This is a genomic window from Polaribacter sargassicola (assembly GCF_021991835.1).
Taxonomy (GTDB): Bacteria; Bacteroidota; Bacteroidia; order Flavobacteriales; family Flavobacteriaceae; genus Polaribacter; species Polaribacter sargassicola.
In genome coordinates, this window is the sequence record NZ_JAHDAU010000152.1 from 1 (window position 1) to 306 (window position 306).

Genomic DNA, 306 nt, shown 5'->3' on the forward strand with positions numbered 1-306 from the left:
TGCCGGGGACAACTGTGGGACCGGTTGTGAAGTCCGTGCCGATGCTGGAAATGAATGCGCCCCCGGCGCCGCCGACCCCGCCGGATCCTCCACGCCCGCCGCTCACCTTAACTTGACGGAGGATGTCGCCCGAGTTCCAGTCGTTGGCCCAGACGGTGAGGACCAGATCCTGGGCGTCGCCGCCCGGGCCGTTGGCGGTGGACCCGCCGGGGCCGGGAAACGGGTAGATGACGTCTGAGTAGCCGCCGCCTCCGCCGTTGGCCTCGAAGTCTTCGGACCACACGCCATCGTACGCACAATCGCCGC

General features: G+C 68.6%; 1 protein-coding gene. It reads right to left on the reverse strand.

The features are described from left to right. A partial coding sequence (locus KI686_RS16265) for a hypothetical protein (protein WP_237590368.1) occupies positions 1-306 on the reverse strand: 306 nt, incomplete at both ends.